This is a genomic window from Pseudomonas guariconensis (assembly GCF_040822035.1).
In the GTDB taxonomy this organism is placed as follows: domain Bacteria; phylum Pseudomonadota; class Gammaproteobacteria; order Pseudomonadales; family Pseudomonadaceae; genus Aquipseudomonas; species Aquipseudomonas guariconensis.
Map to the genome: position 1 here is coordinate 2,291,249 of NZ_CP162012.1, position 22,638 is coordinate 2,313,886.

General features: G+C 61.4%; 18 protein-coding genes. 13 read left to right on the forward strand and 5 right to left on the reverse strand.

What is annotated here, in order from left to right:
• Positions 1 to 23: 23 nt before the first annotated feature.
• Positions 24 to 503: a hypothetical protein gene (locus AB1N67_RS10525; protein WP_324724629.1), complete on the reverse strand. Its 480-nt coding sequence runs from the start codon at positions 501 to 503 to the stop codon at positions 24 to 26.
• A 242-nt stretch (positions 504 to 745) separates the two neighbouring features.
• On the opposite strand from AB1N67_RS10525, the gene AB1N67_RS10530 reads away from it, so the two are divergent.
• The 3 genes from AB1N67_RS10530 to dgt all read left to right on the forward strand — a co-directional run bounded on the left by AB1N67_RS10530 (position 746) and on the right by dgt (position 3,563).
• Positions 746 to 937, forward strand: coding sequence for a hypothetical protein (locus AB1N67_RS10530; protein WP_043215077.1), 192 nt, complete (start codon positions 746 to 748; stop codon positions 935 to 937).
• Positions 938 to 1,298: 361 nt separating this feature from the next.
• Positions 1,299 to 2,300: a radical SAM protein gene (locus AB1N67_RS10535; protein ID WP_367863784.1), complete on the forward strand. Its 1,002-nt coding sequence runs from the start codon at positions 1,299 to 1,301 to the stop codon at positions 2,298 to 2,300.
• Positions 2,301 to 2,342: 42 nt separating this feature from the next.
• Complete coding sequence (gene dgt, locus AB1N67_RS10540) at positions 2,343 to 3,563, forward strand: dGTP triphosphohydrolase (RefSeq protein ID WP_070575457.1); 1,221 nt, start codon at positions 2,343 to 2,345, stop codon at positions 3,561 to 3,563.
• 14 nt (positions 3,564 to 3,577) lie between these two features.
• Here the strand turns inward: dgt and AB1N67_RS10545 are convergent, their stop codons facing one another.
• Entirely contained in the window at positions 3,578 to 3,928 is a 351-nt protein-coding gene (locus AB1N67_RS10545) for a response regulator (protein WP_043215070.1), read from the reverse strand.
• Positions 3,929 to 4,157: 229 nt separating this feature from the next.
• Here AB1N67_RS10545 and AB1N67_RS10550 point away from each other — a divergent pair, with 229 nt between their 5' ends.
• Genes AB1N67_RS10550 through AB1N67_RS10570 form a run of 5 tightly spaced genes read left to right on the forward strand, consistent with a single transcriptional unit; the run spans position 4,158 to position 10,645 of the window.
• Positions 4,158 to 7,613: a response regulator gene (locus AB1N67_RS10550; protein ID WP_090342279.1), complete on the forward strand. Its 3,456-nt coding sequence runs from the start codon at positions 4,158 to 4,160 to the stop codon at positions 7,611 to 7,613.
• The gene (locus tag AB1N67_RS10555) at positions 7,610 to 8,431 is read left to right on the forward strand and encodes a protein-glutamate O-methyltransferase CheR (protein ID WP_043215065.1); all 822 of its coding nucleotides are present in this window, start codon (positions 7,610 to 7,612) and stop codon (positions 8,429 to 8,431) included. Before AB1N67_RS10550 ends, AB1N67_RS10555 begins: the two co-directional genes overlap by 4 nt.
• Entirely contained in the window at positions 8,428 to 9,003 is a 576-nt protein-coding gene (locus AB1N67_RS10560) for a chemotaxis protein CheB (RefSeq protein ID WP_043215061.1), read from the forward strand. The genes AB1N67_RS10555 and AB1N67_RS10560 overlap by 4 nt, the downstream gene beginning before the upstream one ends.
• Complete coding sequence (locus tag AB1N67_RS10565; protein ID WP_102082344.1) at positions 8,997 to 10,223, forward strand: hybrid sensor histidine kinase/response regulator; 1,227 nt, start codon at positions 8,997 to 8,999, stop codon at positions 10,221 to 10,223. Before AB1N67_RS10560 ends, AB1N67_RS10565 begins: the two co-directional genes overlap by 7 nt.
• Before the next feature lie 44 nt (positions 10,224 to 10,267).
• On the forward strand, positions 10,268 to 10,645 hold the full coding sequence (locus AB1N67_RS10570; RefSeq protein WP_043215057.1) for a response regulator: 378 nt from the start codon (positions 10,268 to 10,270) through the stop codon (positions 10,643 to 10,645).
• 858 nt (positions 10,646 to 11,503) lie between these two features.
• Here the strand turns inward: AB1N67_RS10570 and xthA are convergent.
• Positions 11,504 to 12,316 (reverse strand): exodeoxyribonuclease III, encoded by an 813-nt coding sequence (xthA, locus tag AB1N67_RS10575; protein ID WP_043215524.1) that lies wholly within the window; start codon positions 12,314 to 12,316, stop codon positions 11,504 to 11,506.
• 162 nt (positions 12,317 to 12,478) lie between these two features.
• Here xthA and AB1N67_RS10580 point away from each other — a divergent pair, with 162 nt between their 5' ends.
• The 3 genes from AB1N67_RS10580 to AB1N67_RS10590 are packed head-to-tail and all read left to right on the forward strand — an operon-like array spanning position 12,479 to position 18,595.
• Complete coding sequence (locus tag AB1N67_RS10580) at positions 12,479 to 13,129, forward strand: N-acetyltransferase (RefSeq protein WP_070574573.1); 651 nt, start codon at positions 12,479 to 12,481, stop codon at positions 13,127 to 13,129.
• A gap of 52 nt (positions 13,130 to 13,181) precedes the next feature.
• A complete protein-coding gene (locus AB1N67_RS10585) occupies positions 13,182 to 14,924 on the forward strand; it encodes an autotransporter assembly complex family protein (RefSeq protein WP_102082585.1) in 1,743 nt (580 codons plus the stop codon).
• Positions 14,921 to 18,595 (forward strand): translocation/assembly module TamB domain-containing protein, encoded by a 3,675-nt coding sequence (locus AB1N67_RS10590; RefSeq protein WP_367863785.1) that lies wholly within the window; start codon positions 14,921 to 14,923, stop codon positions 18,593 to 18,595. The genes AB1N67_RS10585 and AB1N67_RS10590 overlap by 4 nt, the downstream gene beginning before the upstream one ends.
• Positions 18,596 to 18,718: 123 nt before the next feature.
• Here the strand turns inward: AB1N67_RS10590 and AB1N67_RS10595 are convergent, their stop codons facing one another.
• On the reverse strand, positions 18,719 to 19,099 hold the full coding sequence (locus tag AB1N67_RS10595; protein ID WP_043215517.1) for a Mor transcription activator family protein: 381 nt from the start codon (positions 19,097 to 19,099) through the stop codon (positions 18,719 to 18,721).
• A gap of 409 nt (positions 19,100 to 19,508) precedes the next feature.
• Between AB1N67_RS10595 and AB1N67_RS10600 the strand changes: the two genes are divergently transcribed.
• The gene (locus AB1N67_RS10600; protein ID WP_043215515.1) at positions 19,509 to 19,703 is read left to right on the forward strand and encodes a hypothetical protein; all 195 of its coding nucleotides are present in this window, start codon (positions 19,509 to 19,511) and stop codon (positions 19,701 to 19,703) included.
• Between the two features lie 36 nt (positions 19,704 to 19,739).
• On the opposite strand, the gene AB1N67_RS10605 is transcribed toward AB1N67_RS10600, so the two are convergent.
• Entirely contained in the window at positions 19,740 to 20,108 is a 369-nt protein-coding gene (locus AB1N67_RS10605; RefSeq protein ID WP_043215512.1) for a fe2+ zn2+ uptake regulation protein, read from the reverse strand.
• Between the two features lie 198 nt (positions 20,109 to 20,306).
• On the opposite strand from AB1N67_RS10605, the gene AB1N67_RS10610 reads away from it, so the two are divergent.
• Positions 20,307 to 22,622 carry an acylase gene (locus AB1N67_RS10610; RefSeq protein WP_367863786.1) on the forward strand — a complete coding sequence of 772 codons (2,316 nt, stop codon included), beginning with the start codon at positions 20,307 to 20,309 and terminating at the stop codon, positions 22,620 to 22,622.
• The last annotated feature ends 16 nt before the right edge of the window (positions 22,623 to 22,638 follow it).

Sequence of the window (22,638 nt, forward strand, 5' to 3'; positions counted from 1 at the left end):
ACAGGGCTCAGTCGCAGCCGTTTTCACTCCTGGGAGGTTTCCAGCTCGCTCAGTTCGTCCTCGACCTGCTGCATGCGTTGCTCGGCCAGGGCCTGCACCTGCTCGTCGCTGGCGCTTTCGCGCATAAAGGCGGTCAGCTTCTCGCTAAGGCGCTTTCCTTCGTCGCTGTTTTCCAGCGCCTTGGCTTTCTGCGGATCGTGTGTGGCGGCGACGATGAGGTCGAATTCGGCATCGCTGAAGTGCTGTTCACTGTAGAGCTTGAACAGGTCCTGACGCTGGTCCTCGGCGGTGAGGTGCTTGCGCAGCACGGCCTGGATCTGTTGCTCGGACAACTGCGGATGCTTGGGTGCGAGCAGTGTGGCGATCTTCTCGATGTTGTGCTCGTAGGCTTCCTGCAGCGGCAGGTTGGCCAGGATCTTTTCTTCGCGGGTGGGTTTCTGGTCGCAGGCGGCGAGAGTGGCGAGCAGCAGCAAGGGGAGCAGCAGGCGAGGGAAGCGAGCCATGAGGTAAGCCTTGGTCAGGTTGGACGGCAAGTGTACTTCAGAACACCGACAGGCTTTCGATCCATCGACAAGAAGGTCTGTGTCGGTCGTTCAGTCGTGCGTTGTAAGAAGGCGCTTGGTTTTCCAGGCGTTGTCTAAACACTGCGTTTTTGACAGGTCGGAGTGGCCTGGCTGAAGGTGTCCAGACCGAGGCAAAGGATGCCAACGGCTAACGAAAGGCCCTCATCACCTGGGATGCGACCATGAAGAAATGCGTAGTGTATGGCGATCTGATGTCTGATCGCGCCGCAGAGCAATACCCCACGATCACCCTTTGTGACGGCTGCATCGAAGACGACCGCAAAGCCGGTGAAGCCGGCCAGATACTCTTCGTGCAGGGCGAGTCCGAGGACGGCGAGTGTGACTGGTGTGCCCGAGAACTCGGCGAATGCTGATCGGCGCGGGACGTGTACCGGTGCTGTTCGTGTCCGCCGGCCTGCTGCGCCCCAAGAAGCGGGATCACGCCCTGGCCCGTCGGCAGCTGTACCTGAACTACGGCGCGTTAGGTCTGGCGACCCTGTGTCAGCGAAACGGCCTCGAGACCCTGTTGGTGCATGGCGAACACGAGGCTCCCGTTGCGCTCGCCGAGCGTCTTCACCGGCAGGGGTTGCTCCGGGTCGATGCGCCGCTGATGCTGTCGATGACCAGCTTCCATGCTCTGGAGTGGGCGCGCGTGTTCTGTTCTGCGGTCAAGGGCATGGAGCCACGGGTGCGTATCGTACTCGGTGGGCGATGGGTGACAGGGCCTGACCGGCAATGGCTGCACGGCAAGCTGCCGCTGGTCGATCGATCGTTCAAGGCTTGGGTGAAGACCTGTTGCCTTCGTTGCTGGGGTTTCAGGGTGCATGGGATGGGCGGGCCGCTGGGCTCAACCATCTGCTGGTCGAGGGGCATCATCGTTATCAGCCCAGCATCGAGACCTCGCGCGGATGTGGCAAGGGCTGCACTTTTTGCCAAGAGCGAGACGTCCCGCTGCAAAAGCTCAAAGCCCCTGAACGGATCGCCGACGAGCTGCGCCAGCTTGCAGGCGACTATGGCGACCACGGCATCCATCCGTACTTCCAGTCGTCCTTCTTCCTGCCCAACCCGCGATGGGCCCAGGCGCTGGCCGAACAGTTCCAGCGCTGTAATGCCAGGATTCTCTGGCGCTGCGAGAGCCGGGTCGATGGCATCAAACCCGAGATAGTCCCAAGCCTGGCTGCGGCGGGCATGAAAGTCATCGACCTTGGCCTTGAGTCGGCGGCGCCCGAGCAGATCCTGGCGATGAACAAGGCCCGGGACCCGGCGCGCTACCTAGGGGCGGCGTCAAAATTACTGCAGGCCTGTGCCCGTCACGGCATTTGGGTCAAGGTAAACGTGATGCTTTACGCCGGTGAAACGGCGCACACCCTTGAGCAGACCCGACAGTGGCTCAATGCCCATGCCCATTGCATCAAGGGCGTGTCGGTCGGGCCAGTGGTGGTCTATGGCCCGCCCAGCCATTGTTCTGAGTTTCTGACGGCACTAAGGGCACGGGGCGCGACACCTGTCGACCCAGCAAGCGCCGAGGACTATGGCATCACGCAGTTGAACCTGAGCCCTGAACTGGACGCTGAGCAGGTGGAGCGCGAGAGCCTGGCGCTGTCCAGGCGCTACATGGCAAAGCAGGATTACTTTGATCTGAAGCGCTTTTCCTATTACCCACGCGATTACAGTGAGCAGGCGTTCGAGGCGGATGTCGCGACATCGGATGCGGCCTGCTTGCCGTTTCGGCCATAGCGGCCACGATGAGACTTACGTACAACCGAGGAAAGGGATGACATGTACGACAGCGATGTAAAGGCCTACGCCAAGGAACAAGAAATCGAAGCTGCGAAATTGGAGTACCGAGTCTTCGTCCATGACGATGGACGATCCAATGGGCGTCAGGAACTCATGCGCGACTATGCCAGGGTCCTGTACTCCTCTTCCTTCCGGCGCTTGCAAGGCAAGATGCAACTGCTGGGTATCGACGCCGGGCGCTTCAACCGCAATCGCCTCACCCACAGCCTGGAGGTCGCACAGATCGCGCGTTCGATAGCCATTGACCTGGCGCTCAATGACACTGTCGTCGCCGAGACTGCAGCGCTGGCCCATGACATCGGCAACCCGCCATTCGGGCACCATGGAGAAAAAGTGCTCAACGAACTGTGTGGCGACTGTGGCGGATATGAAGGCAATGCCCAGGCCTTTCGTATTCTGCGTACCCTGGAGCGCAAGCATCATTTGTACGACGGGCTCAACCTCAATGTCCGTACGCTGATGGCGGTGACCAAGTACTTTCATCGCCGGGAGGACAATCCGGCGAAGTTCCTCTACGACGAGGATTACCAGTTCCTCTGTGCCGAACTGGCGAAGCAGGGTTTCGAAGGCAGCAAAAGCATCGACGCCCAGATCATGGACCTTGCCGATGAAATCGCCTATGCCGCCCATGATCTGGAGGACGCCTTGAGTTTTGGTCTGATCAGCCTGGGAGAGATCCTGCACGAGTTCAAGATCAGCGACACTTTCGCCGAGGCGTATCCAATGATGGAGCAACTGGCGCAGGCGGTGCAGAACGATGCGATGTGCTCGCATCGACTGGGGTCGTCGGAAGAGTACGCCATGGTGTTGAAGAAGGAGCTGACCTCCAAGATCGTCAACACGCTGTGTTCGGACATCGGCCTGGTGGATGGCAAACTCGGTTACACGCGTTATGCCAAGTTGGCGGAGGGCCTCAAGAAACTCTTGTTCAAGGCCATCCTGCGCAAGAAAGACGTACAGCTCTACGAAAAACGAGGCGAGCAGGTGATCAAGGGGCTGTTCGAGGTGTACAGCGATGAGCGTTATAACGAGAAAAACAGGTTGCTGCCGCCGGAGCTTCGCTCACTCAAGGCGGACAGGCACAGGCTGATCATCGACTACATCGCAGGCATGATGGACCTGTACGCCATCCAGGAATACGAGCGCTATTTTGGCAAAGGCAGTCTGGATCGCTACTATTTCGGCGAGCGCCGACCCTAGGGCGGCGCCTGCGCTCAAGGCGTTCCCAGTATCCCCATCACCTTGTCGCGCAACTGATCGATACCAAAGGGCTTGCCAATCAGGTGCATGCCCTGCGGTACATCGAAGCTCTCGGCAAAACCACTGGCAAACAGCACGGGCAGCGCTGGACGCAGTGCTCGGGCCTTGGCTGCCAGTTCCTCGCCGCGCATGTCCGGCAGGCCTACATCGGTCATCAGTAGTGCCAATGGCTGGTTGGCGTCCTCGAGGATCTTCAAGGCCGCGGTGGCGTTCTCGGCTTCGATGGCGGTGTAGCCCAGTTCGTCGAGCACTTCGACCATCAACATCCGAACGATGTCGTCGTCTTCGACTACCAGAAGTTGCATGGGGGCGTCCTGTTCAGATGGGTTGTCCTTACTTGTGTGGTGCGTACGTTGCAGAAGTTCCCCAGCATAACGGCCCCTGTCGATCGATGGAACGATTGGCGCTAGCAACCTTCAAATACTGGCTAACTGCCCTGTCAGAGCGGGCAAAGCTGGTTAGACTCGCTATAGCGTCCGCCTTGCGTAGTGGCCGCGATCCTTTCAATGGACTTTTTTACCCGGGCGTTTTCAGATGATTCAAGCAGCCTCGATGGATCAACAGAGCTTTCGCAAACTGTTGAGCCGCAACGTAGGGCTCCCCCTGGGGGTAGGCCTGCTGGGCGCCGTGGCTTTCGTCGCGGTGATCAACTACCTGCTCTCGGCCATGCAATGGGTCGAGCACACCGATCGGGTGATCGGCAATGCCAACGAAACCGTCAAACTGTCGATCGACATGGAAACGGGTATGCGCGGGTTCCTGATCACCGGGGACGAGCGCTTCCTCGACCCCTACGAAGTGGCCAAGCCTCGCATTTTCACGAGTCTGAAGGCCTTGCGAGCGATGGTGCAGGACAACCCGCAACAGACAGAGCGCATTGACCGCCTGGTGGCCCTGCAACAGGCCTGGAACGATTTCAGCAGCCAAATGATCGCCTCGCGGCGCAACCAGGGCGATTACCAGACTTCCATAGGCAATGGCCGCGGAAAGCGCTTGACCGATGAAATCCGCAAGGAGTTCGACGATTTCATTGTCACCGAGCAGCAACTGCGCATGGCGCGCAACGAGAAGGTCAACAGTGTCACGGTCTGGGCGATCACGGCCTTTGTGTTGTTCATCGTCACGCTCAGTGCCTTGCTGGCGTATCTTGGCCGTCGCGACCTGCTGCTGCTGTCGAACAGCTACGTGGACAACTTGCAGGCCCAGCGCCGCGCCACCGAGCGCCTGGAGCACCAGGCATGGCTGCGCAGCGGCCAGACCCAGCTCGCCGAACAGGTCCTGGGCCAACTGACCCTGGCGATGCTCGGCGACAATATCCTGCGCTTTTTCGCCAGTTACCTGGGCAGCGTGGTGGGGGCCTTCCATGTACGCGATGAACAAGGGCAACTGGTGCGTGTGGCCAGCTACGGCCTGGACACCGAACAGGCCCAAGGGCCATTGACCGCTGGCCAGGGAGGCCTGTTGGACGAGGCGGTCCGTCAACGGGCGCCGTTGCGCCTGGACAACCTGCCTGAGGACTACCTGCGGCTGAGCTCGAGCCTGGGCAGCGGTCTGCCACGCAGTGCCTTGCTGCTGCCGACCCACGATGATGGTCAGGTCAATGGCGTGTTGGAGCTGGGGTTCCTGCGGCCTTTGCAGGAGCGCGATGTGGAGCTGCTGCAGCAAGTGGCGGGCAGCCTGGGCATCAGCATAGAAAGCGCACGCTACCGACATCGCCTGCAGCAGGTACTGGCCGAGACGCAACAGCTCAACGAAGAGCTGCAAGTGCAGCAGGAAGAGCTCAAGACCGCCAACGAGGAGCTTGAGGAGCAGTCCCGCGTACTCAAGGAGTCCCAGGCGCATCTGGAGATTCAACAGGCGGAGCTTGAGCAGACCAACGAGCAGTTGGCCGAGCGCACCGATGCCCTGGGCCGCAAGAATGGCGAGCTCAATCAGGCGCAGTTGGAGCTGCAGGCCCGAGCCGAGGATTTACAGCGCACCAATCGCTACAAGTCCGAGTTTCTCGCCAACATGTCCCACGAACTGCGCACGCCGCTCAACAGCTCGTTGATCCTGGCCAAATTGCTGGCCGAGAACGCGCAGGGCAATTTGAGCAGCGAACAGGTCAAGTTCGCCGAATCCATCTATTCAGCGGGCAACGACTTGCTCAATCTGATCAACGATATTCTCGACATTGCCAAGGTCGAGGCGGGCAAGCTCGAAGTGCGGCCACAGGTCACCCAGGTCGATAGCCTGGCCGATGGCTTGCGCAGCTTGTTCCAGCCGCTTGCCCAGGACAAAGGCTTGGCGTTCGACGTACGACTCGAGCCGGGGGTACCGGCAACGCTGCTCACCGACCGTCAGCGCCTGGAGCAGATCCTGAAGAACCTGCTGTCCAACGCCATCAAGTTCACCGAGCACGGAAAGGTCAGCCTGACCATCGACCAGCAGCAGGACCGTAGTGTCGTTTTCACAGTCCGTGACACCGGCATCGGCATCGCGACCGACCAGCACCAGGCGATCTTCGACGCCTTCCATCAAGTCGATGGCACCAGTAACCGCCGTTACGGCGGCACCGGTCTGGGGCTGTCGATCTCTCGTGACCTGGCGCGGTTGCTGGGCGGGCAGATCAAGGTCGAGAGCGCGCCAGGGCAGGGCAGCGCGTTCAGTCTTGTCCTGCCCGAGCAGCTCGAAGCCGATGAGGTAGGACCCTCTGCGCCGCGGGTGAGCGCGCCGGCGCCGACGCCACCGGCAACGCTGCCTGCCGCGCCGCCACCTGCCAAGGCACCGGCTTTTGCCGATGACCGCGAGCAGGCGCCATTCGCCAACCGCTGCATCCTGGTGGTGGAGGACGAGCCAAGTTTCGCCCGTATCCTCTATGACCTTGCCCATGAGCTGGGGTACAGCTGCCTGGTGGCCCAAGGGGCCGACGAGGGTTACGCGTTGGCCGCCCAGTACACGCCGGATGCCATTTTGCTGGACATGCGCCTGCCCGATCATTCGGGGCTGACGGTGCTGCAACGGCTCAAGGAACAGGCCAGCACCCGGCACATCCCGGTGCATGTCATCTCGGTGGAGGATCGCATCGAGGCGGCCATGCACATGGGCGCGGTGGGTTATGCAGTCAAACCGGCCAGCCGTGAGGAACTCAAGGCGGTGTTCGGTCGCCTGGAAGCCAAACTCACCCAGAAGCTCAAGCACATCCTGCTGGTGGAGGACGATGATCTGCAGCGCGAGAGCATCGCCCGCCTGATCGGCGATGAGGATGTCGAGATCACTGCAGTGGCTCTGGCACAGGATGCCCTGGCGCTGCTTCGCGAAAACATCTACGACTGCATGATCATCGACCTCAAGCTGCCGGACATGCTTGGCAACGAGTTGCTCAAGCGCATGACGTCCGAGACGATCCGGTCCTTCCCGCCCGTGATCGTCTACACCGGGCGCAACCTCACCCGTGAGGAGGAGGCGGACCTGCTCAAGTACTCGCGCTCGATCATCATCAAAGGCGCACGCTCGCCTGAACGGCTGCTCGATGAGGTCACGCTGTTCCTGCACAAGGTCGAATCGCAGCTCTCCCATGAGCGCCAGCGCATGCTCAAGACCGCACGCAGTCGTGACAAAGTGTTCGAAGGGCGCAAGATCCTTTTGGTGGACGATGATGTGCGCAATATCTTCGCCTTGACCAGCGCCCTTGAGCATAAGGGCGCCATCGTCGAGATCGGTCGCAATGGGCATGAGGCCATCGAGCGTCTGGAGCAGCACCCGGACATCGACCTGGTGCTCATGGACGTGATGATGCCCGGGATGGACGGCTACGAGGCCACTCGGTTGATCCGCCAGCAAGCGCGCTGGCGCAAGTTGCCGATCATCGCCGTGACCGCCAAGGCCATGAAGGACGACCAGCAACGCTGCCTGCAGGCTGGCGCCAATGATTACCTGGCCAAACCGATCGAACTGGACCGATTGTTCTCACTGATCCGTGTATGGCTGCCGCAACTGGAGCGAATTTGAGTAACGAACGCAACACCGATATCGAGATCCGGCTGTTGATCGAGGCGATCTACCTCAAGTACAGCTACGATTTTCGCGATTATTCCGGCGCTTCGATCAAGCGCCGGATCCTGCACGCCGTGCGCCAGTTCGATTGCCGCACGGTATCGGCCTTGCAGGAGCGGGTCTTGCACGATCCGGCAGCATTCATGCAGTTGCTGCAGTTCCTGACGATTCCGGTCAGTGAGATGTTCCGCGATCCTGAGCACTTTCTGGCCGTGCGCAGGGAGGTGGTACCGCTGCTGCGCACCTGGCCGTCGCTCAAGGTCTGGATCGCCGGTTGCAGCACGGGTGAGGAGGTCTACTCGATGGCGATCCTGCTGCGCGAGGAGGGTTTGCTGGAGCGCACCATCCTCTATGCCACCGACATCAACCCCCATTCACTGGAAAAAGCCAAGCAGGGTATCTACCCCCTGAAGGCCATGCAGACCTACGCCGAGAACTACCGCAAGGCTGGAGGACGCCGGGACTTGTCCGAGTACTACACGGCCGCCTACGGCAACGCGATCATTGATAGCAGCCTGCGCGAGAACGTGACTTTCGCCGACCATAGCCTGGCCACCGACAGTGTGTTTTCCGAAACCCAATTGGTGTCGTGCCGCAATGTCCTGATCTATTTCAACAAGGCGCTGCAGGATCGCGCCTTGGGCCTGTTCCATGAGTCCTTGTGCCATCGTGGGTTCCTGGTACTCGGCAGCAAGGAGTCCTTGGATTTTTCCGCCTACAGCGAGCGCTTCGAAGCGCTCGTGCGGCCTGAACGGATCTATCGCAAGTCATGAGTGGCGTGGCGGCGGTGGTCATCGGTGCCTCGGCGGGCGGCGTTTCGGCGCTGTTGCAAGTATTAGGCGGGCTGCCCGAAGGTTTTGCCATTCCGGTGCTGTGCGTATTGCACCTGCCCGATGATCGCCATAGCCAGCTGGCCACGGTGTTGCAGCGACGCTTGCATCGACCGGTACATGAGGCCCGGGACAAAGAGCGCATCGTCGACGGGGTGATCTATGTGGCCGGACCCGGTTACCATTTGTCGATTGAACGCGACCTGACCCTGTCGTTGAGCCAGGAAGACCCGGTGCATTTCTCCCGCCCGGCAATCGATTTTCTGTTTCAGTCGGCGGCGGATGCCTATGGCGCCGGCCTGCTCGGCGTGCTGCTCACCGGTGCCAACGAAGACGGTGCCGAGGGTTTGCTTCAGATCAAAAACAGCGGGGGCCGGACCGTGATCCAGGACCCTCGCGACGCACAGGTCGCGCAGATGCCGGAGGCCGCGCTGGCCTTGCAGCAGCCCGACCATATTCTTTCCCTGAGTGGTATCGGGCATTTGCTCGCTACCCTGGAACCGCGCGCATGCTGAGCGATATCACCGCCAAACTGTTGATCGTTGACGATCTGACGGAAAACCTGTTGGCCCTCGAAGCCCTGATCCAGGGTGAGGACCGCGAAGTGCACCGGGCCCAGTCCGCCGAGCAGGCGCTGTCGTTGTTGCTCGAGCATGAATTCGCGCTGGCCATTCTCGATGTGCAGATGCCTGGCATGAACGGGTTCGAGCTGGCCGAACTGATGCGTGGCACCGAAAAGACCAAGAACATTCCGATCGTCTTCGTCAGTGCGGCCGGTCGCGAGATGAACTACGCGTTCAAAGGCTATGAAAGCGGCGCGGTGGACTTCATGCACAAGCCCCTGGACACCCTGGCGGTCAAGAGCAAGGTCTCGGTCTTCGTCGACCTGTTCCGCCAGCGCAAGGCGCTGGGGCGTCAGCTGGAAGCCCTGGAGCGCAGCCGCCAGGAGCAGGCGCAACTGCTGGCCGAGCTCGAAGTGGCGCGTAGCGAGCTGGAGCGCGCGGTGCGCATGCGCGACGACTTCATGTCGATCGTCTCCCATGAGGTGCGCACGCCGCTCAATGGCCTGATTCTGGAAACCCAACTGCGCAAGATGCATCTGGCCAAGGGCAATATTGCGGCGTTCAGTGAAGATCGCTTGCGGGCGATGGTCGAGCGTGACGAACGGCAGATCAACAGCCTGATCCGCTTGATCGAAGACATGCTCGATGTGGCCCGCATCCGTACCGGCAAGCTGTCGATCCGACCCAAGGCGTTCGACCTGGCGCAACTGGTGCGAGGGCTCGTGGAGAATTTCGCGGCACAGGCCGCGGCCCTGGAAACCCATCTCGAACTGGAGCGTTGCGAGGCGTTACCGGGAGAGTGGGACGAGTTCAGGATTGAGCAAGTGGTGGCCAATCTGTTGTCCAATGCCTTGCGTTACGGCGAACGGCGACCGGTGCGAGTGCGAGTGTTCGAGCACGACGCCATGGCCTGCGTGCAGGTGCAGGATCAAGGGATCGGCATCAGCGCGGCCAATCAGCAGCGTATTTTCCAGCAGTTCGAACGCGTCGCGACGCAGCAATCCAGCGCGGGCCTGGGGCTGGGGCTGTATATCTCCGAACAGATCGCCCAGGCCCATGGCGGACGCATTCATGTCGACAGCGAGGAAGGTAAAGGCGCGACGTTCAGCCTCTACCTGCCGCTGGCGGCACAACGTCGACAAAGCGACCAGACGCAGGCAACCTCTGCCTGAGGTGACGGTCTGATGGCCAAGTTATTGAATCCCAAGGCGAAGTCATGAGTGAAGATGCACAAGATGTCGTATTGGTCGTCGAGGATGAACCGGCGATTCGCATGATCCTGCGTGATTATCTGGCTGGGGAGGGGTATCACGTGCTGGTGGCCGAAGACGGTGAACAGGCCTTTGCCATCTTGGCGAGCAAGCCGCATCTGGATTTGATGGTGACGGATTTTCGTTTGCCGGGTGGGATTTCGGGGGTGGAGATCGCTGAGCCTGCGGTCAAGTTGAGGCCGGACTTGAAGGTGATTTTCATCAGTGGGTATCCGGCGGAGATCCGCGAGTGCCAGAGCCCGATTGCGCGGCGGGCGCCGATACTGGCCAAGCCGTTCGATCTGGATAGTTTGCGGGAGCAGATTCAGATTCTTTTGCAGTGAATCGTTGGTTTCTGTTGGTTTCTTGTTGGTGGGCTTATCCGATTGTTTTATCGACAGGTAGTCACCTTTCTGCCTTTACGGCGGGTCACTTTGGGTCTTGGCCAAAAGTAACCAAAAGCCGCGCGCCCTGCATCCGGCCCGGCGCTTCTCACCGGGTCCCCTCGCTGCGGTGTCTTGCGGGGCTACGCCAGCCTCCATCTCGCGACTTGGGCTACGCCGAAGGGCGCTACGCGCCTGCCCCTACAAACACCTCCACTCGGCCTGCTGATGGGGCGCAAGTTACGGGCGGCGCCTGGGCTGGCGTTGTTTCATTCAGTGGTTTTTGTGGTGAGCTTTTGGGCCTATTCGCGGGTAAATCGGGGCGCCGAACCGCCGCACACACAGGCTCACAGCTCTTGAGAACGGCGCTGTGCCTGTAGGAGCGGCGGCGCTCCTACCCGCAAATAGGCCGGAACAAACAGCCAAACAATTAACTTGTTTGCCGTTGCTTTTGATGCGCGATAGTCCAGACACCACCCATCGCGACCTCAGAAGGCCGAGTGAAGGTGTCTGAAGGGGCAGGCGCGCAGCGCCCTTCGGCGGTAGCCGAAGACGCGAGATGGAGGCTGGCGTAGCCAGCCGGAGGCCGCGAAGCCCCGCAAGACACCGCAGCGAGGGGACCCCGGAGCGCAGCGCAGGGGCCGGATGTGGGAGCCAGCGGTTTTTGCCTACTTTTGCCCAAGAGCAAAAGTAGGTCGCCGTAAAGGCGAAAAGCGCCGGTGGCGCCCCCACCAAACCCGGATATTCACACAGCCTGAAAGCCCAAGCCCAAGCCCAAGCCCAAGCCCAAGCCCAAGCCCAAGCCCAAGCCCAAACCCCTCACCCCAACTCCAACCAAATAGGCGCATGATCCGAAGGCTTCTCCATCCCCCGCAACTCATAATCGACCCCAGCCGCCTTGAGCCGCGACACCAACCCCTGCGACGCCATGATCAAGTCGATGCGCAGTCCCCGCTTGGGCTCATCCTCGAACCCCCGGCTGCGATAGTCGAACCAACTGAACCGGTCATCCACCTCAGGATGCAAATGCCTGAAGCTGTCGACCAATCCCCAGCCCTTGAGCCGCTCCATCCATTCACGCTCCTCAGGCAGGAAACTGCATTTGCCCGTGCGCAGCCAGCGCTTGGCGTTGTCAGGCCCGATACCGATATCGCAGTCTTGGGGCGAAATGTTCATGTCGCCCATCACCAACAAGGGTTGCTCGCTGCTGAACTGGCTTTCGAGCAATGCCTGCAAGTCACCATAGAACCGTTGCTTGGCCGGAAACTTGGTGGGGTGATCTCGGCTTTCTCCCTGCGGGAAATAACCGTTCATGACAGTGATGGGGGTGCCCTGTGCATCGGCAAAGGTGCCCCAGATGAAACGCCGTTGCGCATCCTCCTCGTCGCTGGCAAAGCCTTTGAACAACGACAGAGGCTCCCGACGCGAGAGCAGGGCGACGCCGTAGTGGCCTTTCTGGCCGTGATAGTGCACGTGATAGCCCAGGGCCTGTACCTCGGCCAACGGGAACTGATCGTCGCTGACTTTGGTTTCCTGCAGGCCGATTACATCCGGCTGGTGCTTGTCGATCAGCGCCGCCAGTTGATGGGGGCGCGCGCGTAAACCATTGATGTTGAACGAGACGATCTTCATTGAAAGATAATCCTGATAAAAGCAGGGATGCTAGCTGACATCGGCGACCACCACCAGCATGGCACCCTAAGGCCCTGGCTGCTAACGTGCCAAGGCAGCTGAAACGATACACTCAAGGCGTTTACCGGCCCGTCCAAGTCCGTTCCAGGAGGATCACCTGCAATGCCCGACGTCACTGCTGCCTCGGCCCGTGTCTGTCTGCTCGATGATGGATACCACCGCGAGGTGCGCTCGCTCCTTTATCACGCTTATCGTCACGATCCCACGCTCGCCTATGTCTTCGAGGCCCAGCGCCCAGGGTATGAGCGGCGTCTTCGAATGATGCTGCGTGAATGGGTGCGACAGCACTTCTACCTTCAACTGCCAGCCATCGGCTTGCTGGTGGACGATCGTTTGGTCGGTCTGGCGCTGATTGCACCTTCGCTGCGGCGCCTGGGGGTGACCGACAGTTGGGCCTGGCGTCTGCGCATGATCCTCGGCACAGGCATACGTTGCACCCGGCGCTACCTGGATTACCAAGCGGCGCTGTCCAGTGCCTTGCCGCCGGGCAGGGTGCATGTGCTGTCGCTGGTGGGCGTGCATCCTCGGTACCAGAGGCAACGTTATGGTGAACAATTGTTACAAGCTGTTCATGACTGGTGCAGCGAAGACCCGCAGAGCCAAGGCGTGGTGCTCAATACTGGAAATGCTCATTTTCTGGCGTTCTACCAGCGTGTGGGCTATCAGGAGGTGGGTGAAATTGCGGTAGGGCCGATCCGTGAGCGCGTTTTCATGCGTCCCAACCCGATGTCCGTGGAGACTGCGATTGGGTAAGACGTTCGACAAGCGGCACCCTGAACGGGTCGCCTCTGGTAGCATTCGCCCCATGACGTATTCAGGAAGACTAACCTGGGGCCTGATTTTTTGGGCCGCCAGTACCGCAGCATGGGCCCAGAGCGAATTGAAGGTGCAGGTAAAACCGGCCAACAAAGCGCTCAAGAGCAATATCGAAAACTACATTGGCAGCCTCGGCAACCGTGACGAAGAAGCCTTGCTACGCTTCAGTCGTGGTGCTCAGGAGCAGGCGCGCAAGGCCGCCCAGGCCCTGGGCTACTACCAGGCGCAGATCGACACCGAGGTCAAGCCACCGAGCGACAAGGACCATCCCCCGCAACTGATCATCAGCATCGAGCCCGGCGAGCCTGTGCACTTGCGCAACGTCACCGTGCGTATCGAAGGCCCGGCCAGCGAGCTCAGGGCATTTCGCATTCCCGACAGCAAGGCGTTGCGCCCAGGCGAGCCACTCAATCACGGGGTCTACGAAGACGCCAAGCGTCTGATCCAGAACCAGGCATCGCGTTATGGTTTCTTCAGCGGCCACTTCACCCGCCAGCGCCTGTCGGTCGACCCCCAGGCGGGCGTGGCCGATATCGAACTCATCTACCAAAGTGGTCCCCGCTACCGCATGGGGGCTGTCACGTTCGGCGGCGATACGCCCTTGGACAACGACCTGCTGCAGCGCATGGTCTCCTTCAAACCCGGCACACCCTATGATTCCGAGCTGATCGCCGAGCTCAACAACGACCTCCAATCGAGTGGCTATTTCGAAGGCGTACGCGTCGACGCGGCGCCGACCGCGGCGGTCAATGAGGAAATCCCGGTGGACGTTCACCTGCAAACCCGTAAGCCTCGTACCATGGGGCTGGGCCTGGGGTTCTCGACCGACGTCGGGCCACGCGGCAAGGCCAACTGGACCCGTCATTGGGTCAATGCTCAAGGGCACAGCTATGGCTGGGAAACCGAGCTGTCCGCGCCGCGGCAAAACGTCGGTCTGTGGTACGACGTGCCTCTGGACCCACCGCTGACCGACAAGCTGCGCTTTGCCGGCGGTTACCAAAACGAGGAGATCGCCGGAACCGACACCCTGAGTAAACTGCTGACCGTGGGCCCAGAGTGGCACAGCAAGCTGCCCAGCGGTTGGCAGCGGGTCGTCTCGCTCAAGTACCAGCGCGAAGAGTACCGCTTGGGTGATGATTCGGGGTTGAGCAACCTGTTGATGCCCGGGGTCAGTTTCTCCTACCTGCGTAGCGACAACCGCATCGATCCGCACAACGGCTACCGGCTGCAGTTCGACCTGCAAGGGGCAAAAGAAGGGCTGGTGTCCGACACCAACCTGCTGCACGGGAACGTGCTGCTCAAGGGCCTGACCACCCTCGGCCAGCGCCACCGCCTGCTTGGCCGTGTGCAGTTCGGCGGTAGCGCTACCAATGGCTACAAACAGAACATCCCGCCTTCGTTGCGCTTTTTCGCAGGTGGCGACCAGAGCGTGCGCGGCTACGACTACCAGAGCTTGTCTCCGAAAAACAGCGACGGCGACCGAATCGGTGGCCGCTACTTGGTGGCAGGCAGCGCCGAGTACCAGTACTCAGTCGCCGAAAAGTGGCGTGTGGCGACGTTCATCGACCAAGGCAATTCATTCAATACGCTGGAACTGCCCAGCCTCAAGACAGGCGTCGGCATCGGCGTACGCTGGGTTTCGCCGGTCGGGCCGTTGCGCCTGGACCTGGCCCGAGCGCTGGATGAGGACGGTGGTTTCCGCTTGCATTTCTCCATGGGGCCTGAGCTGTGACTCGTGTGTTCAAACCCATCCTTCTGATATTGCTGGCGTTGCTGCTGCTCATTGCCTTGGCCCTAGGCCTGCTGTTGGGCTCGGAGATGGGCAGCCGCTGGGCACTGGGGCGTGTGCCGGGGCTTGAGGTCAACGATTTCGAGGGACGCCTGGGCAGCAACTGGCAGGCCAGCCGACTGGTCTGGGCCGATGGCGACAACCGGATCGAAGTGCAGGCGCCACGGTTGACGTGGTCGCCAGCCTGCCTGTTGCGCGCCACACTGTGCGTGGACCGCCTGCAGGCCGAGCGTATCGACATGGCCTTTGCGCCTGCAGAGGCAGCGGCAGACAGCGGGCCATTGCAACTGCCCGCCTTGCGTCTGCCGATCGCCATCGAGCTGGGTGAGGTCAAAGTCGGGCAATTGCGCCTGGACGGCAACGACCTGCTGGGTGACCTGCAACTGGCTGCGCATTGGACTGTCGGCGGCCTGCGCATCGACACCTTGCAACTGCAACGGGACGACTTGCACCTGAACCTGCAGGGCGATCTTCAGCCTGAAGGCGATTGGCCGTTGCAAGTGGCCGGCACCGTGCAGTTACCCGCCGTGGACGGTAAGCCCTGGCAGCTGGTGCTGACGGCCAAGGGTGAATTGCAGAAGACCTTGACGCTCGAAGCCATCAGCAGTGGCTACCTCGATGCCCGCCTGAGCGGCGAGTTGCAGGCATTGGCTGAACACCTACCGGCTACCCTGAGCCTTCGCGCCGATGGCTTCAAGCCTTCGGCATCATTGCCTGACACCCTTCAACTAAACCAACTGCGTCTCGACGCCACGGGCGATCTGCTCAAGGGCTATCGCCTGGCAGGTTCCGCCAGCCTGCCTGCCGAACAAGGCCCCATTGGCCTGGTACTGGGCGGGCAGGTGGATGCCAAGGGCGCTCGCCTGGATGCGCTGGACCTCAACGCCAGCGAGACCCAACGGGTCAAGCTGCAGGCCAGCGCCGACTGGCAAAAAGGGCTTGAGGCCGACGCCCGCATCGACTGGCAGGATTTTCCTTGGTTGCGCCTCTATCCCTTGGAGGAGCCACCTCAGGTTACCCTCAAACGCTTCAATGCCCAGGTGCAATACCGAGACGGCAATTACAAAGGTGACTTCAAGGGTGACCTCGACGGCCCCGCCGGAGCGTTCAACGTGGCCAGCCCCTTCGAGGGCGACCTGAGCCAGGTGCGCTTGCCGCAGTTTGCCTTGACGGCCGGGCAGGGCAAGGCTGCCGGTAGTGTTGCCGTTCGATTCGCCGACACACTGGCCTGGGATGTGGATGTGCAACTGTCAGCGCTGGACCCTGCGTTCTGGCTGGCGGAGATGCCAGGCTCCCTGGGCGGGCCCCTGCGCAGCAAAGGCGAGCTGAAGAACGAGCACCTGCAGGTGCAGGCTCAGCTTGATCTCAAGGGGCGCTTGCGGGGGCAACCCGCCGTGCTCAAGGTGGAGGCCGACGGCGCGGACGAGCGCTGGACACTCGCAAGTCTTGCCGTGCAGTTGGGCGATAACCGCATCAATGGCAGTGGCAGCCTGCAACAGCGCTTGGCCGGTCGCATCGATCTCGATCTGCCACGCCTGGGCCAGCTCTGGCCGCACCTTCAAGGGCGGGTGAATGGCCGCCTGGATGTCGCCGGTACATTACAAGCGCCGCAAGGGACCTTGACCCTCCAAGGACAACAACTTGGCCAGGCGCAGAATCGGATCCAACGCCTGGACCTCGACGCCAAGCTAGACAGCGCGCAACGCGCCCTGGTTACCTTGAAAGCTGGCAATATCCGCCTGGACGAAACGGCCTTGGGCAATCTGGACATCAACGGCAAAGGGGATATCCGCCAGCAAGCAGTCACCCTCGCGCTCGACGGGCCGCAGCTCAAGCTGAATCTGGCATTGGACGGTCAACTGGCCAAGGGTGACTGGCGCGGCCGTCTGGCAGACGGGCGTATCCAGACCGGTGGCCAGGATTGGCGCTTGCAGGCTCCGGCAAAACTGCAGCGCCTGGCCAGCGGTCAGCTTGATCTGGGCACCCATTGCTGGCGCGCCGGGCAGGCGAGCCTGTGTGGCGAGGACCAGCGGTTGATGCCCGAGCCGCGGCTGCGCTATCACCTCAAGCAGTTCCCGCTGGACAGCCTGGCCCTGTGGTTGCCGAAGGATTTCGCCTGGCAGGGCCTGCTCAATGCAGACATCAACCTGGACATTCCAGACGCCGGGCCCAAGGGCAACATCCGCGTCGATGCCAGTGGCGGCACCCTGCGGGTTCGCGACCAGGACCGCTGGATCGACTTCCCGTACCAGGTGCTGCGTCTGGACAGTACCCTTGCTCCCCGTCGGGTCGACACCCGCCTGGATTTTCGCGGCGAGCGCCTGGGTGAGCTGAGCCTGAGCACCCGAATCGACCCGCTGGGCAAGAACAAGCCGCTGTCAGGGGATTTCCGCCTGACGGGCCTGGACTTGTCCGTGGCGCGTCCCTTCGTGCCGATGGTCGAGCGCCTCACCGGTCAGCTCAATGGCAGCGGTCGTTTTTCCGGCACCCTGTTGAGCCCGCAGGTCAACGGCAACCTGGCGCTCAGTGGTGGCGAAGTCAGTGGAGCGCAGTTGCCGGTCAGCCTCAAGAACCTTTCGCTGCAGGCGCTGATCGCCGGTGAGCAGGTACAGCTGAACGGCAATTGGCAAAGCGGCGAGGCCGGCCGTGGCCAATTGGAGGGCAACCTGACCTGGGGCCAGGCCCTGGCCATGGATTTGCGTTTGAGGGGCCAGCAATTGCCTGTCAACGTCGAGCCCTATGCGGCTCTTGAAGTTGCGCCAGACCTGACCATCCGGCTGGTCGATGACAAGCTGGCGGTCGCTGGCAAGGTGAAGGTGCCCAAGGGCAAGATCACTGTGCGCGAATTGCCGCCATCGACCGTCAAGGTTTCGGATGACACGGTGATCGTCGGCGATCAGACCGAAGAAGGTGCGCCGCCCATGGCGATCGCCATGGACGTCGATGTGGACGTGGGGCAGGACAAACTGTCGTTCAAAGGCTTTGGTCTGACGGCCAACCTGCTCGGGCATGTGCACATCGGCAACAACATGGATACTCGCGGTGAACTCAGCCTGGCCGACGGTCGCTACCGCAAATATGGCCAGAACTTGATCATCCGTCGGGCACGGCTGTTGTTCGCCGGTCCGATCGACCAGCCGTACCTGGATATCGAAGCGATCCGTCGGGTCGACGACGTCATCGCTGGCATTCGCCTCAGTGGCAATGCCGAGCAGCCGACCACCAAGGTGTTTTCCGAGCCTGCCATGAGCCAGGAACAGGCACTGTCCTACCTGGTACTGGGCCGCCCTCTGACTGCCACGGGCGAAGACAACAACATGCTGGCCCAGGCGGCCCTCGGGCTTGGCCTGCTGGGCGGGGAGGAATTGACAGGTGGCCTGGCCTCGAGTCTCGGCATCGAGGACTTCCAACTAGGCTCCGAAGGCTCGGGCAACAGCACCAGCGTGGTGGCCAGCGGTAACATCACCGAGCGGCTGAGCTTGCGCTACGGCGTCGGGGTGTTCGAGCCGGCCAATACCATCGCGTTGCGCTACAAACTGAGCAGAAGGGTTTTCCTGGAAGCGGCCAGCGGCTTGGCCAGTTCCTTGGATATCTTCTACAAGCGCGATTTTTGAACCCTTCACAGCTTTCAGCAAACGTGTCGAGTGCCTCATCCTTCAAGGGGTGGGGCGCTTTGCTTTTGAGAGGCGCTCAAACAGTTGGACCTCGTGCTGCTGTGGCACTTAGGCCAGCAGGTCTCAGCTCGCGTGATCTTCCTGTCGGCGGATATTGCCGATCTGGCGCAAGCTCAAGCCGTACTTGTCCGCCAACAGACTGCGCGAAAGACCGTCAGCACTTTCCTGTTTGATTTGCAGGTTGCGCAGTTGGCGCATGAAGTGATCCGGCTTCGGAATTTCCAGGGCGACACCGGCAAAACGCTTGATCAGGCTTTGCAAGGCCTCTGGAGGCAATAGATCGGCAAGCTTGGTACGTTCCAGATGCTTGGGGATGTATTTAGGGCGCCCGCCATAAGCGCAAGTCAGTCGGTAGGCGTTTTCTATGCCGATGCATTCGATCAGCGATTGCAGGGAGTGAGGCAGTTGGGAAATATCGATGCGATTGAGGTCTGGCAGTTCCATTGGTGATTCCTCGGAGAAATAAGCAGGCGCAGGGCATGGTGGTCCATGTCGAAAGGCGGGCGGGCTTTGCCTCAATGGGCGAAGTCGTCGTCGGCCTGAGCTTGATTCTCCGGCAGCCACGAGTGGGGTCGCTAGGCGCCAAGCGGATCGGCGGGTGTAGCCTTCTGGCGTGAGGTTGTGCAGGCAGCGAGGGTCGAATACGTAGGATGTGGCGTCAACAAAGCCCTGAAGGCCTTGATGACTCGTATTTTCAGTTTGCATTGCGCATCGGAGGGTCAGCCTACCTTCACCCCATGATGCAAGTGCCGGGGAAGGGCTAGATGCAAAAGCGCCGCCTATGGGGGGGACGTTGTATCATGGCCTCGGCTCGTCGCGAGCCATATGTCCCTGATGTCGCAAGGAACCTTCGATGACACATGTGCAACGCTTGAAATACTCGATCCTGATCATCCTGGTGGTGCTGGGCATCATGCTGGGCCTGTCCTATCTGCAAAAACAGGGGACCATTACCGAGCAGACCTTCCAGTACATCGCCATCGCCATCGCCGTAGTCGTGGTGGTGATCAACGCAATCCTGCGTCGCAAGGTCGGGCCCAAGCCTTGAAGCAGGCGGGCCGGCCAAGCGCGGCCGGCCATGGGGTCAACGGGCGGTGGCTTGCTCCAGCACGGCCCGGGCCTCGGGGTTGAGGCTGTAGCACTTGTCGTTGCCCAGGCTGATCACGCCTTCGGCGCACAGCCGCTTGAGCACCTCGCGCACGCTGAGAAACGACAGTGGGATGTCCAGCTGTTCCAACTGCGCATGGACGCCGCGCACCCCGATGCTGCGCCCGTCGCGATCGGCGGCGTGCAGGGCATCGATGACTTTGAGGCGGATCAGGCTGGTACGCAGGCCAAAGGTTCGCAGCAATTCGCGGATCTGCTCGTTACCGGCACGCACCTCGGCGCCCGCGACCGCTCTGGTCGTGGCCAGGCGAGGGCCGCTCTGCAACGCAGGTTGTGGGTCGTACATGTGAATGCTCCTTTTCGTGGGCTGTCCCGAAATCATGAGTGCCTCACTTAATAGGACGAATGAGATGGGCAAAACTGCAGCCCTTGGCGAAAAAAATCGCTGCTTTGTGTTGAAGACGTCGCGCTGGGTTGTCTTGCGTAAAATTTTCACCGGGCTGTTCGTCTGATCGGGATGACCCTTCCAATCCCAGGAGTGCCCGTGTCCATACTCCCGCGTCACCTGACCCACCTTGGGCTGGCAGCCGTTCTGCTCAGCTCAGGCCTTGCCGCGCAAGCCCTTGAAGCCACTGGCGAGGCATCGGCGCAGATCCGCCGGACCACTTTTGGCGTCCCGCATATCCTGGCCAAGGACGAACGAAGCCTGGGGTATGGCATCGGTTATGCCTATGCCCAAGACAACCTTTGCCTGCTGGCCAACGAAGTGCTGACCGTCAATGGTGAGCGCGCGCGCTACTTCGGTGCCCGGGGCAAGACGATCGAGCAGCGTGAGAACCTCGACAGCGATACGTTCTTCGCCTGGCTCAATACCGACTCGGTGGTCAACGCCTTCCTCCAGGCCCAGCCAGACCTGGTGCGTCAGCGGCTGGAGGGGTATGCCGCGGGCTACAACCGCGCCCTTGCCGAGCGCAAGGGCCAGGGGCTGCCGGTTGAATGCGGCAGTGGCGACTGGCTGCGGCCGATCACCAGCCTGGACCTGGCCAAGCTCACCCGCCGGTTGTTGGCAGAGGGGGGCATCGGTCAATTCGTCGAGGCGCTGGTGGCGGCCTCACCGCCGCAAGCGGCCGAGCGAGGGGAGGGGCGGGACTTCAGCGCCGCCTTGGCGCGCCAGGCGCAGTTCGCCTCGGCCCGAGGCAGCAATGCGGTAGCGGTCGGCGCCGAGCGTTCGTCCACCGGCGGCGGCCTGTTGCTGGCCAATCCACACTTCCCATGGGAGGGAGGCATGCGTTTTTATCAGATGCAGCTGACCATCCCGGGGCAGTTGGATGTCATGGGCGCCGCATTGCCGGGATTGCCATTGATCAATATCGGCTTCAACCGCCACCTGGCCTGGACCCATACCGTCGATACGTCCAAGCACTTCACCTTGTACCGCCTGCAACTCGACCCGAAGGACCCCACTCGCTATCTGCTCGATGGCAAGTCCGTGCCACTGACCCGCCAGACCTTGAGCGTGACGGTCAAGGGTGAGGATGGCCAACTGCAGCGAGTCCAGCGACACGTCTATACCTCGAGCTTCGGTCCGGTGGTGCAGTGGCCTGGCCGGCTGGACTGGGACCGGCAACACGCCTATAGCCTGCGCGATGCGAACCTGGAGAACACCCGGGTGTTGCAGCAGTGGGATGCGATCAACCGTGCCGACAGCCTGGACCGCCTCAAACAGGCGGTGGGGCAGATCCAAGGCGTTCCATGGGTCAACACCCTGGCTGTCGATGCCGGGGGGCGTGCTGCGTATCTGAATCAGTCGGTGGTGCCTTATGTGGACCAGGCGTTGCTGGCGCGCTGCGGCGATCCGGCAGCAACCGAGCCACTGGTAGTGCTGGATGGCTCGCGCAGCGTGTGCCAATGGAAGACCGATGCGCAAGCGGCTCAACCCGGCATCTTCCCGGCGCGGCTACTGCCAAGCCTGGAGCGCCGCGACTTCGTGCAGAACTCCAACGACCCGGCCTGGCTTGCCAACCCTGCGCAACCCTTGACTGGTTACTCACCGTTGGTCAGCCGCGAAGGTCAGCCGCTGGGCCTGCGCAGCCGCTTTGCCCTGCAGCGCCTGCAAGGGCCCGGCAAACTCGGGATGGCCGAGCTGCAACGCATGGTGCTGGATGATGAGGTGTATGCCGCTAATCTCGTGCTCCCGGACCTGCTGGCCTGGTGCCAGGTGGCGCCATCCGATGTGCAAGCGGTGTGCGCAAGTCTGGGCGCCTGGAATGGCAAGGCCGACCTGGACAGCGGCGTGGGCCTTCTGCACTTTGCCAACATCGTCGAGGCGATGGCAGAGCATCCTGAAAGCTGGCGTGTAGCCTTCGATCCGGTCGATCCGCAGCATACACCGCGCGGCTTGGCGGTGGAGCAAGCGTCGGTGAGCAAGCGTGTACATGAAGCAGCGCTGGCTTCGTTGGCACGGTTGGATGAGGCGGGTGTGAGTGTCGATCGCCAATGGGGACAGATTCAGCAGTCCGCCGATGGCACACCTGTGCCGGGTGGGCCTCAGGAGCTTGGGGTGTACAACGCGATGTACAGTGTCCCTGCGGGAGCGGGCAAACAGCAGGTCGTCAGTGGCACCAGCTATCTGCAGCTGGTCAGCTTCACCCGGCAGGGGCCGCAGGCGCTTGGGTTGCTGGCGTTTTCGCAGTCAAGCGAGGCCGCATCGCCCTATGCCAGTGACCAGACCCGTGCGTTCTCTGCCAAGCGCTTGGCACCGATACCGTTCACCGAGGCGCAGATCAAGGCTGATCCGCAGTATCGCCAGTATGTGATCAGCGAGGGGGACCAGGCTGTGGTGGCCGGCGCAGGTCATTGAGTCAAGAAGGGGCGCT